Source organism: Cohnella sp. OV330 (assembly GCF_900112065.1).
Lineage (GTDB): Bacteria > Bacillota > Bacilli > Paenibacillales > Paenibacillaceae > Cohnella.
The window spans coordinates 201,448-216,135 of record NZ_FOKE01000003.1 but is presented as its reverse complement, the minus strand read 5'-3'; the positions used below and the strand labels follow the sequence as shown (position 1 = coordinate 216,135).

Genomic DNA, 14,688 nt, shown 5'->3' with positions numbered 1-14,688 from the left:
ATGATCCATTTGAAGCCGTCATTTCTTAACAGTTCCACGTACAATATAAGCTTGGCTAGTGACAGCTAGACCATCGCTAGTGGCATGCTTGCAGAATATCTCCTCAATCTCGTTCATGCTTTCCCTAATAACCATTTCGTGAACGGCTGAGGTTTGACCGAAGCAGCGTACCTTAATGACGTCGAGAGGAGATTTCAAATAAGACGCACCGATAATCATTTCGATAGTCGTCTGCTCAAGAAGTCTCCCGCTCTCTAAACTCCGTTTGATTCTTTCCAAGATCGGCTTTTCTTCGGACGACGGTTCAAACAAATGAGGAAAAAGTCGAGACAGTTCAGGGGAAAGCCGATCGCCGGGATGAAGAGAAATAATCCGACCTCCGCTTTTGATGACCCTTTTTAGATCAAGAAAAGCCGAAGTCGGCCCCTTGCGATTGTAAGCGAAGTCGAATTCATTGTCGTTGAAGGGAAGCTTGTTTTTTGTATCGCCGACGATAAAAGCAACGTTTTTAAAGGAATGGCTATTCCCCGTTTTGATAAAGTCGCTTGTAATATCGATTCCTACTATCTCCTTAGCCTGCTGCGCCCACCGGACGGTGAAGTCCCCGTGACCGCAGCCGATGTCCAATACCATTTGATTTTCAACCAGTTTAGCAACCTCTTCTTCAAAAATAGCTTCAGCGTTTGGCTCTGGGATGGATGCGTTCCATGGGAGGGAATATTGCCCGGACAATCTGCCCAGCTGCTCGTACCAAGGAAGCGTATGCGGGGGTATCCAGTCTTCATGTGTCGTAGGGTCCGTGAGCATCTTCAAAATACCATCTCCTTGTTTTGCAATAGTTGCCCTGACATTAGTCATCTTGCTTCACAGCATATTCGATAATCGATGCGTGCGGGATCTCCCCGATCTCGCCGACCAAAGTGCGGAATGCCATGCCGTGACCAGTGATAATCACCTTTTCATATGCTAGGTACTTATGAATGACTTTCTCTATGCGGTTTTTTAGGAGTTCCTTCGACTCCCACAGTTTGGTTTCGCCTGAAGGATAAACTCCATCATGACGGTCAAAATCATCTCCAAGCTCTTTGAGCCTCTCCAACGAATCGAATTCAAAAGTCAGATCGGGTTGCCATTCTCTCAAGTCAAATTCGACAACAACATCCAATCCGAGCTCCTTCGATAATATCGCAGCCGTTTGAAGCGCTCTCGTATACGGGGACGAAACAATCGCATTAGCCGTCTGCAGCCGGTCATCCTTTGCCGCCGCGTATACTTGCTCAATCCCTTTAGGCGTTAAAGGCACCAAGTCCCGGCCATGACCCTTTAATTTATACTGCTCATTGATTTCCCAATGAGGTTCTCCATGGCGAATTAAATAAAATTGCGTCATTCGTTCCCTCCTCGTTTTCAATATCGCATTTTTCCGCGTGACCCAGCTAAAAACGCAAAAACGGGAATTTTTTGTTATAGGCGCATGATCCAACACCCCATAATCCTCTGCATGTTTTGAGGGTTGCAGGACCATGAAAAAAATCCAACCTTACGTATTCATATTGCCGAGTATGCTGCTCACCCTGGCGCTGGGGTTTACGCCATCCTATGGGCGCTCCGGTACATGTTCTACGACAATGCCGCTACGGCACGGCGACTTATGTCGGCTTGGACAATTCTCCCGGCTCATGCGGGAACATTACTTAAAAATGAGCTTGTATGGATATTCTCCAACCGCGTATGCACCTGCATGAGTACCTTCGATTGCTTCAGTTTTAAAAACTTGCGCTTTTTTATCGGAACCCAGCCAGACTCTTTGGATCGCCGACAAGATAAACAATCCTTCTTCGTCGCCTACCGCAGCAAACGACTCATTGCCATCCTTAAACTCATTCAAGAAATAATTAGCGTGCAGCACGTTTTTAATATCACTGATATCGGTAACGGCTAGCCCGATCTCACTAATACTTAAAAGACTTTCACCTGTAAATGGCGTATGTATGTCATGGCCGCAGTTATGTCTGGCGATAAACTCAACTATATTTCCTCCCTGGTCACAAAAATAGGCGGAGGTTGAATTCCAGGATTTAGAATACACCCTGTCGCTATGGTCCGGGAACTCATAGATGTTAACGCCGGCCGATCGTAGCCAAGCTATGGATTCATCGATTTTATTGCGAGGGATGTCGAATGCAAAATGATAAAAAGGGTCCTCGGCGTCATGGGTCAGCACAAAAGTAAGCTCCGAACGCCCGATCCCCACCGTAAACGCTCAATCAAGCCCTCCTTACAATTCCTCTATCCTCATAAATTTTGTTCCAGTGTCAGCACGGTTACCGACAATATCTTTCTCATAGAGAATAACTTCACGCGGGCTAAAAGGTTCATTCGGCAAAAATTCTAACGACAAACTAATGTTGCTTAAGTAAAATTTATTTTTGTCTCTGGGCATTAGTTTATGGCTGCCGAATCGGGTGCGGGTAAGTCGATTCATGAAAGAGTTCGGCGTGGATGCCGTTCCTTTCTAATTGCAGAGATATGAATCTGGCAGTCGACGACTTTCCCGATCCAGGGATTCCTTCCACAAAGATTAGCTTCAACGAGTTTCCTCCTTAAAACCTTCTCGCCCAGTAATTTCCACTTCCTATAAAGCAATGTTACCATGGTTTCGTTCTCATAAAAGCAAAAAGTAAAGGAGCGGCCATGTCAGACTTTCAAAACTGATGGAAAGAACGATGCGGCGTCGCAGTCCATTTGCTCGATCTCGCGGAACCATCGATCGTACTGGCCGGCGAGCTTCGTTGCGAAGAGCCGACTCCGTACCCTTGCAGTGACTGCCGTTGCGCGCGGATATTTCAATGGAATTCGAAATTTAGACATGGATTCAAACCAGAAGAAAGGTTATGATTGATAGTATATTTCGATAAGTTTCGAATCATTTATATATTTCGATGGATTTCGAAGGAGGGCAATTCAAAATGGAAAGTCTCGAATTAAAGCGTAGCGCCCCCGAAGCGCAGGGAGTCCGCTCTTCTGATCTGCTTGCGTTCCTGGATCGCCTGGAATACAGCGGCGAAATTCATACGTTCATGCTGCTCCGTCACGGTACGGTCGTTGCGGAAGGCGGTTGGAAGCCGTATTCGCCCGATCTGCTTAGGCTGACCAATTCGATCAGCAAAAGTTTTACTTCGGCTTGCGTCGGCATCGCGGTGGATGAGGGGCTGCTGACCGTTCAGGACAAGGTGCTCTCGTTTTTCCCCGAGTTTGCGCCGGAGAATCCGGACGAGCGCCTCGCGTCCATGACGGTAGAGCATCTGCTCACCATGTCGAGCGGACATCAAGCGGACACGGTTCCCGCGATCACGGCGGATGAGGACTGGGTGCGCGCCTTTCTAGCGCTGCCGGTCGCGCATACGCCCGGTACGGTTTTCGTCTACAACAGCGGCGCCACGTATATGCTGTCCGCTATTGTTCAGCGGGCGACCGGCCAATCCCTCTTCGAATACGCACGTACGAGATTGTTCGAGCCGCTTGGCATTCATGGCGTCAAATGGGAAGCGTGTCCGAAGGGGATCACGGTCGGCGGATGGGGACTTAGCGCGAAGACGGAGCATTTAGCGAAGCTCGGGCAGCTCTATCTGAACAAAGGGAAGTGGCAAGGCCGCCGCATCCTATCCGAGCAGTGGGTCGAGGCATCTACGGGCAAACGCGTAGAGAACGGCAGCGAACCGGATAACGACTGGCATCAAGGCTACGGCTATCAATTCTGGCGATGCCGGCATGGAGCATATCGCGCGGATGGCGCTTTCGGCCAATTCATCTTCGTATTCCCCAAGGAAGATGCGGTGCTCGCGATTACGAGCGCCGTAAACGACATGCAGCCCGTCTTGAATGCGGTATGGGACGGCCTGCTGCCGGCGCTGAATAAAGAAACGGATGCGATCGAGTCCTCTGCAGAGGCAAGCCAAGCGCTCGTAGACAGGCTGGCCTCGCTTCATATGGCGGGGCTTTCCGGAATCTCGCCGCGCGGGCGGCAAGACAAGTCGGGCGTCCGTTACCGGCTGGCCGACAATGCTTTAGGCCTCTCGGAAGTGGAGTTGCGCGAAGACGAGCAGGGCGGCTCCGTCGTATGGACGCATAACGGACAGGAGCGCATATTGAAGTACGGCTGTCCGGCATGGACGTTAAATGAATGGAAGGCATCGGACGGTGTCACGATAGTAGCGGCTAGCGGAGGTTGGATAGACGAGGAAACCTTTTTGCTCGCCGTTCGGCCGGTCGAGACAGCCTTCGTGCAGACGTACCGATGCCGTTTCGACGGAGACGCTCTACGGATCGCCTATAATAGCGAGTACAGTTTGTTCGTCCCGAAGGAATTGACGCTCGAAGGCAAAGCGGAGACAGCATCAAGCCGATAAGTTCCGGCGATCCGTCCCCGGGCCAATCCACAGCCTGCCGAAAAAAGGCAGGCTGTGGATTGGCTCGCGTCCTTGTATCAGGTTTTCGAATAATGGTATAGCATATAACCCGTGTATTTGACATAAAATCCGTTCTCAATCCGTTTCTGGTCTTCAAGCGAGATCCCAAAGGAAAAATCGGCGCCCGGACCGAATCCTAGCTGGCCCACTGGTATCTTGTTTTTATTGATATCGTAAATCGTTATTTCTCCCGGGGATGGCGATGAAAAAGAACCGTTCTCATGAAAAACGCCATTGTACAAGAACTCTCCGGATTTGAACTTCAGGTTAAAAACAGCATGAGAGCTAAAATAGATGTCGTTTGCGAATTTCCCTCTGTGCCATACGTCGTCAAGAAGAATCGTTGTGTGATGAGCCTGAACTAAGCTTATTTCCAAGTCTTTTCGCTCATCGGGTTGAAAAGCGATCCATTCAGGTTTGATAAAGACTTCGATAGGCACTTGCTCTTGAATCATATCAAGCCTGTATCCATCTCGGCTTGTAACATGAGCTAAGATGGCTTTTTCGGAATAATGCTGATTGTAATAGCTGTAGCTGATGAGGATAGCGACCACAAGTGCAAAAGCGGCGGCAAGTAAATTTCTTCTCAATTTCATCCTTCGCTACGACTCCCCCCATAAATAACGCTTCGCAACTCACTCGTGAGATCCTTCGATATCGTATATCCCTGGCTGCTCTCCTCCGTATCCACGAGCAAGCCATTCATCCCGTCTTCGTCTGCCACGTTGAGTACGTATTTCTTTTGCGTGCCGTCCTCGAACGCGAGATACATGAAAAAAGTGACGCCATAATCCAGCATGCCATTCATTTTTTCCGCGTTAACGATCGCCTTATGGAATACCTTCAGCGCATCGCCATTTTCCTTCGTAAAAGTCTTTTCCGCAAACGGAGGCGTCCCCGCACGCTTACAAAAGTCCGCGCATTCCAGCTTGACGGACACGATTTCTTTTCCGTCCAGCATGACTTTTCCATTCGCGCCTGTACCGCTCGCGCACCCTGTCGCAGCGATACTCAGAAGCAAAATGACAAGCATAAGGATTCTCATCTTATCCATCCCCTTCCATTATGAGTTAGAACGAATCCATTCGGATCAAAAGTTGCTTGAACCGCTCATCAATAAAAAAAGCCCGCCGGTTTGCGCCGGCAGGCTAAACACATTCAAGTAGCAATCACCGTTCGTTAACGTTCTTAAGAGTTAACAGGTTCCGGATTCCAGTTCTTCACGCCATTGTCTTCGATGATCCCGATCGTCACGTCGGCAATGTCGGCGTCCAGCAGCAGACGATCTCGAATCTTGAACTTAATATCGTCCGCGTCCGCAAGCGTCAGACCGGGTCGCAGCTCGATCAGTCCCTCGACGTGGTAGTAACGGCCTTCTTGCAGAATGCGCATTTGATAAATATCGGTCACGTAGCTGTTGGAGAAAATGATCTGCGCGACTTTATCCTCCACGTCCCTAGGCGCGGATACGCCGATGAGCCCGACCATGTTATCGTAGCCGACCTTGAACGCGACCCCGACCATTAATAAGCCGATGAGGATGGTCGAGATGCCGTCAAGCAGATGAAAGCTCGTCAGCGACGTCACCACAACGGCCAGCAGCGCCAAAAGCGCACCCGTCGTCGCTACGAGATCCTCGTAAAAGACCAAACGCGTCGGCGGCGCGGCGCGCCCTACGTTTTTGAACGCTTGGGGGATGATCGCCAGCCCCTTCGCTTCCGCGCGCGACTCATGGACGATTTCTTTCATCGCTTTTATGAGCACAAATCCGTCGACCGCGATGGATAGGAGCAACACAATGAGATTAAACCAGAAACCGTGCGATTCAGCCGAAGGGTGCTTCAGCAAGTGGAAGCCCTCGAGCATGGTCTCGTATGCCATTATGGTGACGACGATGACGGCCACCATACAGAACAAGTTGATGACCCGGCCGAACCCGGTTGGGAAACGGCGCGTCGGCTTTTTCTCCGCCAGTACGCTTCCGGCGAAGACAAAGGCTTGATTTACGGCATCGGCGATCGAGTGCATGGTCGATGCGAACATCGCCCCGCTGCCCGTCGTGGCCGCGGCGATCCCTTTGACGATCGCAACCCCGGTATTGCCGATGGCGGCCGCCGCCGAAGAGGTATTTCCTTTTTTCAACAATGCGATAAAGCTTGTCCTCTGACTGTCCGATTCCACGATGTAAAGTCCCTCCTAATTGATTTCAAAAACTTTTTAAGCGAAAAACGCGATGAATGTCGCGCTAACTTCTATTTTTTTATTCTGCGCATGACCATTCATCCATTATAATGGCATTACCCATATATGGTTAATTTATAATTTTCAAGAGGATCTCTTCATGATGAAGCATTTGTGGAAGGACGGAATCGCGCTCCTTCTCTCCTTATCGATCGTCGGGGGAATCGCTTTTAAAACATTGCTGCCCGACGCTTTTGCAAGCAGGCCCGCCGTGACTTTATCGCTGGAAGAGGCAAGCGCGCGGCTGGAGCGAATCGTCGCGAACCGGGGTTCGTCTATCGCTCGTATCGATAGCCGCGCCCTTGACCCTGCCGTATATCAAGCGCTGGCGAATGCCGTTACCGATTATGGGGCATCCAACGATCTGTCGTACGCCGCGAAGCTGGTGGAGAAATACAACGACGACGGAAATCTTGACAATCTACGCGAAGCGTTGGATATCGTTAATGACGTCAAACAGCAAGGCGTATACGAATAGGCGTCTTCAGGCTTTCTCCGCGTTCAGCTTAACGCCCTTAAAGATCAGCCAGAGCGGAAGCGCAATCTCGAATAGAGCGCCCGGAATAAACAGTACGGCCCCCATATCCCGGCCGGCCAGCGACAGACAACTGCTTGTCAATAACCCGGCATACCCGACGAAGCCGATCACGGGCAAAAATCGAGGAACCAGTTTGGAACGGTAGAGCATCCAACAAAATAGCAGGCTGCCTAAACCCAGCACGATCATCGCCAACTGAAAAAGCATAAAATGCGCTTCTACCGCGAAGTCGGCGATCGCTTGAAAGGCGGAACGATCGGAAGCCGACGCCGCCGCATCGTCCTCGCCGAACGCGAGAAGAACGATCGGAGCGATCAAACTGACGATCAGAATCGCGGACTCGATGATCCTCGTGCCGAAGTACCCCAGCGCAAACGCCTCGTGCTGCTTTTTTAAAATAGGGTACAGCAGCATCGCGATCCCCACGACCGCCGCGGCGTTGATGAGCTCCAGCAGCGTTCCCGCGATTACGCTCGTTCGTTCTCCCTCGATATGCCCGAGGACGTCGGACCCTTGAAGAACGGGATTCAGCAGACCGCTCCCGATCATATAGACCGCCGTCGATAATAAAAACAACGCCCCTGCCGCCCTTGCCATTCCGCTCATGCCGATCTCCCCTTCGCTTGTGATACACGAATTATAGCGAAGGGCGCGTGGCGGCCAGTAGACACTTTAGTGTGGTTCCTGGGGAGGCTGGAGCAGATTCAACGCTTGAGCGCGCGCGATCGCTTCCGTTCGTCGTTGCACCTGCAGCTTCTCGAAAATCCTCCGATTGTGCCCTTTGACCGTGTCCAGGGCCAAGAACAGCCGCTCGCCGATGTCCCGATTGGAGAGTCCCTCGGCGATGAGCGCCAGCACCTCGAGCTCGCGCGGACTGAGCGGCTCGATCAGGCCGCCCTTCGCTCCCGGCTGGCGGTCCGTCCGCACGCGCTTAAGACCGGCTTGCGCTTCGCGCAGCGCCGGAAGCGGCACGTCGCCGGCTAGCCGAAGCGCCTCTTCGTAGCACGCTGCCGCCGAATCCGGTTCCTTGTCCGCTTCATCAATTTGACCGAGTCCGATCCATGACAGGACGGCCATCAGCGTATGGCCCAACTGGCCGCTGTAGGAGATGACTTCGCGATAAGCCTGTCTGGCCTGGGCATCGTCTCCCCGCCGTTGGCTCGCGACGCCCAGCATCCATGCGGCAGACGTGCGAACGGAAAGTTGATCCGGACGGAGGTACTCCAACGCGCGGCTGGATTGGGCGATGACTTGGTCCAGAATCTCGCCGTTCGGGTCCGCTCCCGAATCCTTTGCAGGCGCGATCAGACCGATCAAGTCCTCGGTCTTGTCGTCATGCTTCGTCGTTCGCATGGACGCCTCGGCTGCCTGCAATTTGAGCTCGGATCCGCTTGGCGTCGCAGCCATCGCGAGCGAGGCCACCGCGGCCCGGGTCGCGGCGATCATGCCGATCCAGTCTCTCACGCGGACGTCCTGCGGGGCGCCTTCGAACGCCGCTTCCGCCGCTCGCAGCTTAGGCTCGATATGCGTCGGCTTGCCCGTGATCAGCAGCGCCGATCCGTACATGACCCACAATGCGGGCCTGGCGTCCAATTCGGCTCGAGGCAGCGAAGCCAGCCATTGCAGCGCAAGGCTTGCCGCTCCGCGAAGATGCAGCGGCATCCCGTTGCCCTCGAGCAGCCGTGCGGCGCGGTCGATATCGGCAGACGCCGCGGCATGGCCGAAGGCTTCGATCTCGAAGCCATTCGCCTCATGCCATAGGCTAGCTCGGCCGTGCAATTCCGCGATACCGCTCGCGTCGAGACGGTCCTGCAGCTTTCTCTGCAAGGACTCGGCAAACAAGCGGTGATAACGATACCACCGTCGTTCATGGTCCAAGGGAATGATGAACAGATTCTGGCGTTCAAGATCAAGCAGCCGCTGCGCGCCCGGTGTCTCGGGCTCGGACAGCAGCGCATCGCAAAGCGAGCCGCATAAGCGGTCGAGGATGGAGGTCCGGGCCAAAAAGTCCTGAACGGCTTCCGGCTGCCGCTGCAGAACCTCTTCGACTAGATAATCCAGCACGAACCGATGGCTGCCGGAGATCGATTGCATAAAACGGTCCGTGCCGCGGTCTCCTTGGATCGAGAGCGCAGCCAGCTGCAGTCCGGCGATCCAGCCTTCCGTACGGGATTCCAGTACGTCGACTTGGTCCGGGGGCAGATGGAGTCCCATGACGCCGTTCAGGAATCCTTCGATCTCCTCGGGCGTAAATCTCAGGTCGTCCAAGCGCAATTCGGTCATCTGGTCCCGCGCCCGCAGCCGGGCTACCGGAATGAGCGGATCCTCGCGCGTGATCATCGCCAGATGGACCTGTGCGGGAAGATGGTTAAGCAGGAAGGATACAGCTTCGTCGACGGGCTTCGTACTCGCTGCATGGTAATCGTCAAGAACGAGTATGAAAGGAGGCATGCCAGCGGTTTCCTTAACGATCGCAGCGAGAATCGACTCCACCGGTGGCGGAGCCGGAGATTGAAGCACGGCAAGGACGCCTTCCCCGATCTTCTCCCCGATCGTCTGCAGGGAGGAGATGAAGCAGGTCAAAAAGCGCGTAAGCTCGCCGTCTCCTTCGTCCAGCGACAGCCATGCCGCCGGCCGGCCGCCATCGGCGATCCATTCGACGACCAGCGTCGTTTTCCCATAACCGGCGGGCGCGGAGATCAGGGTCAATTTGCGGTGCAGGCCTTGCCGAAGCTTATCGATCAGCCGCTGGCGAAGCACCGTTCCGGGGCGGCGCTGCGGTAAATGAAATTTGGTGGCTAGTATGGTGGTCGACATAGTTATATCTTACCATCGGGGATGGCTTCCTCAAAGAGCGGACTGCCGGAGTAATTGAATTCTAGCGTTCCTCCTTCGGCCATCCGCCCCACAAATTACCCAGATGTCCGTCCGGATCGCGGAAAGTAAAGCTGTAGCCGCCTTGCGGCTTGTACACCAGTTCGCCCACGTCTGCCCCCTTCGTTTTCAGCGTTTCGTAAGCCTCGTGAATATTGTCGACCTGCAGCGAAATGATCGGCTGAGGCTCTCCCCTGCTGTTCGCGAAGTTCAAACTCGGCACCTCTAGACAGCGAATAAGCCCGAGACCGACGCCGCCGACGTTAAGCCATGCCTCTTGATCTCCGGGTGTGTATGCGAAGGTGAACGGAATGCCTAGCGCATCCTTATACCACCCGATCGAAGCTTCCAAATCGCGAACCGGCAATTGAACGACCGCGTAATTTTTAACGATCACCGTCATCTGTGTTCCTCCTTTAATTTTTACTCTCGAGTAACTGAAGGACGGCAGAAGCCTTTGATTTCGATAAGTTGATGTACGCGAGGATTTGATCGAAATGGTACACTTCAAGGTCGCAAGTTTTATTTTGTTCTACCATTTCAAAATCATCGTACATCCACGCAATAAATTTTTGCAGGTCGTCCCGCGTAATATCATCGATTTCTCTTGGGAGAGCATCGACCGTCAACCAATCTTTAAGGTATTCCATTTTAAAATGACTCAGCAATTTTGTATTCAGTTTCCTAAAGTCCGAGTGCCATTTAGGGAGAAAAGTCGGGTCTAAATCTTGCTTCTCTTTAAAGTCGTTGGGGTAGTAGATGAATTCCATCCATACGCTATCAGCGATTAAATGAGTCAAATAGCCTAACGAGTAGCTATCCCTTGCTTCCGTTAAGTATGTATCGATAAATCTTTGATAATTGACCTGCCTCGTTCTTTTGTCTACATCTCCTTCGAAATAGTGAGTAACGATTTTCCTTTCAGGCGAGAAAGCCGCATCCGGCGCGATAGAACCGATTAAAAAGTCTTTTTTGTCCGCTAAATCAAGGCTGGAAGCCACCATCTCGCCAATGATTAAGTGCATCAACCGAGATCCCATCGGACACCTCCTATGACCATATTCTGCCACTACGTGCATGCGAATCAGAACAAGCAAAAAAAGCCCACCTTGATGGGTGGACTTGAATCGCATAGAGCATCGTTTTCCTAACTCTTGCTCTTGCACGCCTTCACGAACGCCTCGAACAGTCTAAAGCTAGGCGCATCCGTCTTGTAGTTAAACTCAGGATGCCACTGAACGGCGACAACAAACTTTTTGTCCGGCATCATCGCCGCTTCGACCAAGCCGTCTTCGGCTTTGGCTGCAGGCAGAAGCTGCTGGGCCAGCCGCTTGATGCCCTGATGATGGCAGCTGTTTACTTGTAAAACTTTCGCTTCGACGATGCCGGAGAATGGCGTTTCCTGCGCTACATATACGGGGTGGACCGGCTTCGAGTAAGGGGGCGCTTGCTTGTGGGCGACTTTCAAGTCAGACTGCAATTGCGTCGGAATATCTTGGTACAACGTCCCGCCGAGTAGAACGTTAAACAGCTGCAGTCCGCGGCAAATGCCGAACGCCGGCTTGTCTTGCCGTACGACCTGGTCGAACAAGGCCGCCTCCATCGCATCCCGCTCGCCGCACGTCTCCCCGCATACCGCTTCCGCTTTTTCCCCGTACAGCTCGGGATTCACATCATGTCCGCCAGTGAAAAGAAAGCCGTCGAAGAGATCGGCGATCCGAGCAATTTGCTCGACATCCGAGGTAAGCGGCAGCATGAACGGCGTTCCGCCGGCATCCTCGATTCCTTTCATATAGCCGGGAAGCATCCAATAGCTATCTTTGTCTCCGTCATACAAGGGCAGTACGCCAATCGTTGGTCTCTCCATGTCCGCTGCCTCCACGCCTATCGTTATATATGTATCTATTTATTTCATCCATTTTATCATCTCGGCCTTCGGACAACTACGCGAACCTTTTGCACGATTCCGCCTATCAATCGGGAAATGCGAAAGAGCCCTCTGCGACGAGGGCTCTTTCGCTTTCTTACGATAAAGCGCGTCGATACCAGGGAAGCCTGGACAGCGGCGCTTCTACTACGATCTCGATGGGGCCGTTAACTGTGCTGCCGTCGTCTCCCAGCCACGTTCCTTGCGGAAAGACGACCTTTCGCGAGGTTGCCCCCTTCTCCAATACCGGCACGGCCAAGATGTCGTTCCCGAGCATGAACTGATCGGAAACCTTCTCGAAGCCGCCTTCCGGAAATACGTACGCCATATGCCGCATGATCGGTTCGCCTGTCTCCGCGGACTGCGCGACGAGCTGTTCGATCTCGGGCCCGAGCCGGCAGTGCAGCTTGGCTGCCTCCAGGCAATAGGCCAAGTGCCGATCGTCCAAGACTCGCCAAGGCGCCGTGGAAAACTGGATCATCGGGAACAGCGCCGAGCATTGCGCGTATCGGACGAACAGCTTCTGATCCACCTCGAAGTCGGGACGAATCAGATCCTCGTACTGCCCCCCGCCGACCATGTCCGGGCAGTTGAATGCGTAGCCGAGCAGCCCCTGCGCCAGGCCGTTCGGGATTAAGTTGGCCAAGCCGTCTCCGTCCCAGCTGTGGTTCTTGTCGCTTAAGCGCTGGACGATCGGCTGGCCGGCCAGCTTCCAGCAGGCCCGGTATTCGTTGAACGCATACCGGAGTCCCAGTCGCGCCCACGCTTCGCACTGATCGTTCGGCGTCGCCGGCCGGGCGCTGACGTCCGACGGCTTGTAGTACTGCGGATCTCCGGCATCCAGCTTAAATCCGTCGATTCCGTACGTCTCCATGAGCCGATCGAGCTTCCCGATGAACCAATTCATAGCCGCTTCGTTCGTACCGTCCACGATCCCGCTGTAGCCGTTCCACCACTTCCGGACGACGGGCTCGCCGTCCGCTTCGCGCAAGAGGTACCCGTACCGGTGAAGATACCGGAACACCTCCCCGTCGGGACTGATGAACGGGCTGACCCACAGCATCACGCGAAAGCCGAGCGCATGCAGCCGATCGACCATCGCCTTCGGGTCCGGGAAGCGTCCCGGATGGAATGTCAACGTGCCGTAATCCTCATGCCAATTGTCGTCGATCATCAGAATGCCCGGCGGAAATCCGTTCGCGACGATCGCTTCCGCATACGCCAGCACCTTCTCCTGCGTCGGATCGTAGCTCATCTCCATCCATGTGTTGTACTGCGGCACGTTAAAAAACTGCGGGTCCGGAGAGGTTCCCGACGGCGGAAAATACGCGCGCGACGCATGGCCGAATGCCTCCCGCAGATTCTCCCCGCCTTGCTCGATCTTGATCGTTCCCCGTTGTCCTTCGACGATCAGCGCCCCGTCCTCGAACGCGAATCGGAACGGCGCTTCCGACCAGACGCTTCTCCCCTGGCTGGAGAGCAGCAGCGGACTCGCTTGGTTGTAGCCGGCGTCGCCGAACAAGTCTCTTTGGTGGTCCCGCTCGCCGAACGGCATTTGCACGCCGTCGCTGACCGCCCCGCCCCACCAATATTCGTTTTCCAGCAAATTGATTCGGATCGTTTCGTTATCCATACGGCCTCCTTAAGGGACTGCTTCGCACCTCGATCTTACCGCCCGGCCCCTCGGAGGACAATCTTAAGATTGTGCGCTATACTATAACAAAATTGACTTATGTGAAATGGGAGACAACGAGAAGATGGAGCCATCCGTCTACGGATTCCGCCATGAAGAGCATGCGATGTTGACCGTCGATTCGATCGGCTGGCAGCGCATCCGGAGCGCCGAATATGCCTTTTCGGGCGATAACCGCCCGGATTGCGGGCATGTCATCTTCCAATATACGCTTAGCGGAGAAGGCTATATCGAATACGAGCAGCAGCGCGTTCCCTTGCCGAAAGGGTCTGCGTTTCTCGTCCGAATTCCGAGCAGCCACCGCTATTATTACGAGGAGAACGGCGCCCCTTGGGAAGTCATCTGGCTCAATCTGCGGGGCGACGAAGCCAGCCGGATCTGGGACCTCGTCCTTGAGCAGGAAGGGACGGTCATTCGCAGGGATGCGGATTCGCCTTTGATCTTGCATTTGTGGAAGCTCTATCGGGCGATCTCCGAGGAAAAGATAACGGATAAGTACCGGCTGTCCGTCCTCGCCTACGAGTGGATGCTCGCGCTGCTCCAATCGAGCCGGGAATCGGGGCGGGAAGTCAGCTCGAAGTCTCACACGCTTCTGCAAGAAGCCAAGCAGTTCATGAAGGCGAACTTCGCCTCGCCGTTAACGCTCGATGAGATCGCCCGGACGCTTGGGGTGAACAAATATCATTTTTGCCGATTGTTCCAAAAGGCCGAGCACACCTCGCCGCTTGCCTACCTGCGGGACCGTAGGGTGGAAGCCGCGATTGCGATGCTCCGAACGACGGATTTGCCGGTTCAGGAAGTGGGCAGGCGGTGCGGCTTCGACAGTCCGAGCTACTTCGGCAAGGTGTTCCGGGAATATATGAAGATGTCGCCGGTCGCGTACCGGAAGAAGAAGCTGGAGTTCCCGTACGATGCCATCTATTATGATTGACCTTGAGGGGTGCGG

The 14,688-nt window shown here is 53.8% G+C and carries 15 protein-coding genes; 3 read left to right on the top strand and 12 right to left on the bottom strand.

From position 1 onward, the window contains the following. Positions 1-18: 18 nt before the first annotated feature. The 3 genes from BM235_RS08040 to BM235_RS08030 form a co-directional block, all read right to left on the bottom strand. Positions 19-807, bottom strand: a complete 789-nt coding sequence (locus BM235_RS08040) for a class I SAM-dependent methyltransferase (RefSeq protein ID WP_255374282.1) — start codon at positions 805-807, stop codon at positions 19-21. Positions 808-850: 43 nt separating this feature from the next. Further along, positions 851-1,390, bottom strand: a complete 540-nt coding sequence (locus tag BM235_RS08035) for a histidine phosphatase family protein (RefSeq protein WP_090111434.1) — start codon at positions 1,388-1,390, stop codon at positions 851-853. A gap of 300 nt (positions 1,391-1,690) precedes the next feature. Further along, a complete protein-coding gene (locus BM235_RS08030) occupies positions 1,691-2,224 on the bottom strand; it encodes a VOC family protein (RefSeq protein ID WP_143106650.1) in 534 nt (177 codons plus the stop codon). 745 nt (positions 2,225-2,969) lie between these two features. Here BM235_RS08030 and BM235_RS08025 point away from each other — a divergent pair. Further along, positions 2,970-4,409, top strand: coding sequence for a serine hydrolase domain-containing protein (locus tag BM235_RS08025; RefSeq protein WP_158543697.1), 1,440 nt, complete (start codon positions 2,970-2,972; stop codon positions 4,407-4,409). A 77-nt stretch (positions 4,410-4,486) separates the two neighbouring features. Here BM235_RS08025 and BM235_RS08020 read toward each other — a convergent pair whose 3' ends face one another. The 3 genes from BM235_RS08020 to BM235_RS08010 form a co-directional block, all read right to left on the bottom strand. After that, entirely contained in the window at positions 4,487-5,065 is a 579-nt protein-coding gene (locus tag BM235_RS08020) for a hypothetical protein (RefSeq protein ID WP_090111428.1), read from the bottom strand. After that, positions 5,062-5,514 carry a hypothetical protein gene (locus BM235_RS08015; RefSeq protein ID WP_090111426.1) on the bottom strand — a complete coding sequence of 151 codons (453 nt, stop codon included), beginning with the start codon at positions 5,512-5,514 and terminating at the stop codon, positions 5,062-5,064. Before BM235_RS08015 ends, BM235_RS08020 begins: the two co-directional genes overlap by 4 nt. 143 nt (positions 5,515-5,657) lie before the next feature. Continuing rightward, complete coding sequence (locus BM235_RS08010; protein ID WP_090111424.1) at positions 5,658-6,650, bottom strand: cation diffusion facilitator family transporter; 993 nt, start codon at positions 6,648-6,650, stop codon at positions 5,658-5,660. A 160-nt stretch (positions 6,651-6,810) separates the two neighbouring features. Here BM235_RS08010 and BM235_RS08005 point away from each other — a divergent pair, with 160 nt between their 5' ends. Then, positions 6,811-7,188 carry a hypothetical protein gene (locus BM235_RS08005; protein WP_090111423.1) on the top strand — a complete coding sequence of 126 codons (378 nt, stop codon included), beginning with the start codon at positions 6,811-6,813 and terminating at the stop codon, positions 7,186-7,188. A 6-nt stretch (positions 7,189-7,194) separates the two neighbouring features. Here BM235_RS08005 and BM235_RS08000 read toward each other — a convergent pair whose 3' ends face one another. The 6 genes from BM235_RS08000 to BM235_RS07975 all read right to left on the bottom strand — a co-directional run bounded on the left by BM235_RS08000 (position 7,195) and on the right by BM235_RS07975 (position 13,682). Further along, positions 7,195-7,854 carry a DUF4386 domain-containing protein gene (locus tag BM235_RS08000; protein WP_090111421.1) on the bottom strand — a complete coding sequence of 220 codons (660 nt, stop codon included), beginning with the start codon at positions 7,852-7,854 and terminating at the stop codon, positions 7,195-7,197. A 66-nt stretch (positions 7,855-7,920) separates the two neighbouring features. Beyond that, a complete protein-coding gene (locus tag BM235_RS07995) occupies positions 7,921-10,065 on the bottom strand; it encodes a winged helix-turn-helix domain-containing protein (RefSeq protein ID WP_090111419.1) in 2,145 nt (714 codons plus the stop codon). A gap of 61 nt (positions 10,066-10,126) precedes the next feature. Then, positions 10,127-10,525, bottom strand: a complete 399-nt coding sequence (locus BM235_RS07990; RefSeq protein WP_090111417.1) for a VOC family protein — start codon at positions 10,523-10,525, stop codon at positions 10,127-10,129. 13 nt (positions 10,526-10,538) lie between these two features. Beyond that, positions 10,539-11,162: a zinc dependent phospholipase C family protein gene (locus tag BM235_RS07985; RefSeq protein ID WP_158543696.1), complete on the bottom strand. Its 624-nt coding sequence runs from the start codon at positions 11,160-11,162 to the stop codon at positions 10,539-10,541. A 107-nt stretch (positions 11,163-11,269) separates the two neighbouring features. Beyond that, positions 11,270-11,989 (bottom strand): gamma-glutamyl-gamma-aminobutyrate hydrolase family protein, encoded by a 720-nt coding sequence (locus BM235_RS07980; RefSeq protein WP_090111413.1) that lies wholly within the window; start codon positions 11,987-11,989, stop codon positions 11,270-11,272. A gap of 157 nt (positions 11,990-12,146) precedes the next feature. After that, on the bottom strand, positions 12,147-13,682 hold the full coding sequence (locus tag BM235_RS07975; RefSeq protein WP_090111411.1) for a glycoside hydrolase family 31 protein: 1,536 nt from the start codon (positions 13,680-13,682) through the stop codon (positions 12,147-12,149). 124 nt (positions 13,683-13,806) lie between these two features. Here BM235_RS07975 and BM235_RS07970 point away from each other — a divergent pair, with 124 nt between their 5' ends. Next, positions 13,807-14,673 carry an AraC family transcriptional regulator gene (locus tag BM235_RS07970; RefSeq protein WP_090111409.1) on the top strand — a complete coding sequence of 289 codons (867 nt, stop codon included), beginning with the start codon at positions 13,807-13,809 and terminating at the stop codon, positions 14,671-14,673. The last annotated feature ends 15 nt before the right edge of the window (positions 14,674-14,688 follow it).

What these genes read in the sequence shown, in the direction of transcription:
- BM235_RS08040 (WP_255374282.1), bottom strand. Translation starts at nt 807, where the DNA reads ATGCTCACGGACCCTACGACACATGAAGACTGGATACCCCCGCATACG.
- BM235_RS07990 (WP_090111417.1), bottom strand. Translation starts at nt 10,525, where the DNA reads ATGACGGTGATCGTTAAAAATTACGCGGTCGTTCAATTGCCGGTTCGC.
- BM235_RS08015 (WP_090111426.1), bottom strand. Translation starts at nt 5,514, where the DNA reads ATGAGAATCCTTATGCTTGTCATTTTGCTTCTGAGTATCGCTGCGACA.
- BM235_RS08035 (WP_090111434.1), bottom strand. Translation starts at nt 1,390, where the DNA reads ATGACGCAATTTTATTTAATTCGCCATGGAGAACCTCATTGGGAAATC.
- BM235_RS07985 (WP_158543696.1), bottom strand. Translation starts at nt 11,162, where the DNA reads ATGGGATCTCGGTTGATGCACTTAATCATTGGCGAGATGGTGGCTTCC.
- BM235_RS08020 (WP_090111428.1), bottom strand. Translation starts at nt 5,065, where the DNA reads ATGAAATTGAGAAGAAATTTACTTGCCGCCGCTTTTGCACTTGTGGTC.
- BM235_RS07995 (WP_090111419.1), bottom strand. Translation starts at nt 10,065, where the DNA reads ATGTCGACCACCATACTAGCCACCAAATTTCATTTACCGCAGCGCCGC.
- BM235_RS08005 (WP_090111423.1), top strand. Translation starts at nt 6,811, where the DNA reads ATGATGAAGCATTTGTGGAAGGACGGAATCGCGCTCCTTCTCTCCTTA.
- BM235_RS07980 (WP_090111413.1), bottom strand. Translation starts at nt 11,989, where the DNA reads ATGGAGAGACCAACGATTGGCGTACTGCCCTTGTATGACGGAGACAAA.
- BM235_RS08000 (WP_090111421.1), bottom strand. Translation starts at nt 7,854, where the DNA reads ATGAGCGGAATGGCAAGGGCGGCAGGGGCGTTGTTTTTATTATCGACG.
- BM235_RS07975 (WP_090111411.1), bottom strand. Translation starts at nt 13,682, where the DNA reads ATGGATAACGAAACGATCCGAATCAATTTGCTGGAAAACGAATATTGG.
- BM235_RS07970 (WP_090111409.1), top strand. Translation starts at nt 13,807, where the DNA reads ATGGAGCCATCCGTCTACGGATTCCGCCATGAAGAGCATGCGATGTTG.
- BM235_RS08025 (WP_158543697.1), top strand. Translation starts at nt 2,970, where the DNA reads ATGGAAAGTCTCGAATTAAAGCGTAGCGCCCCCGAAGCGCAGGGAGTC.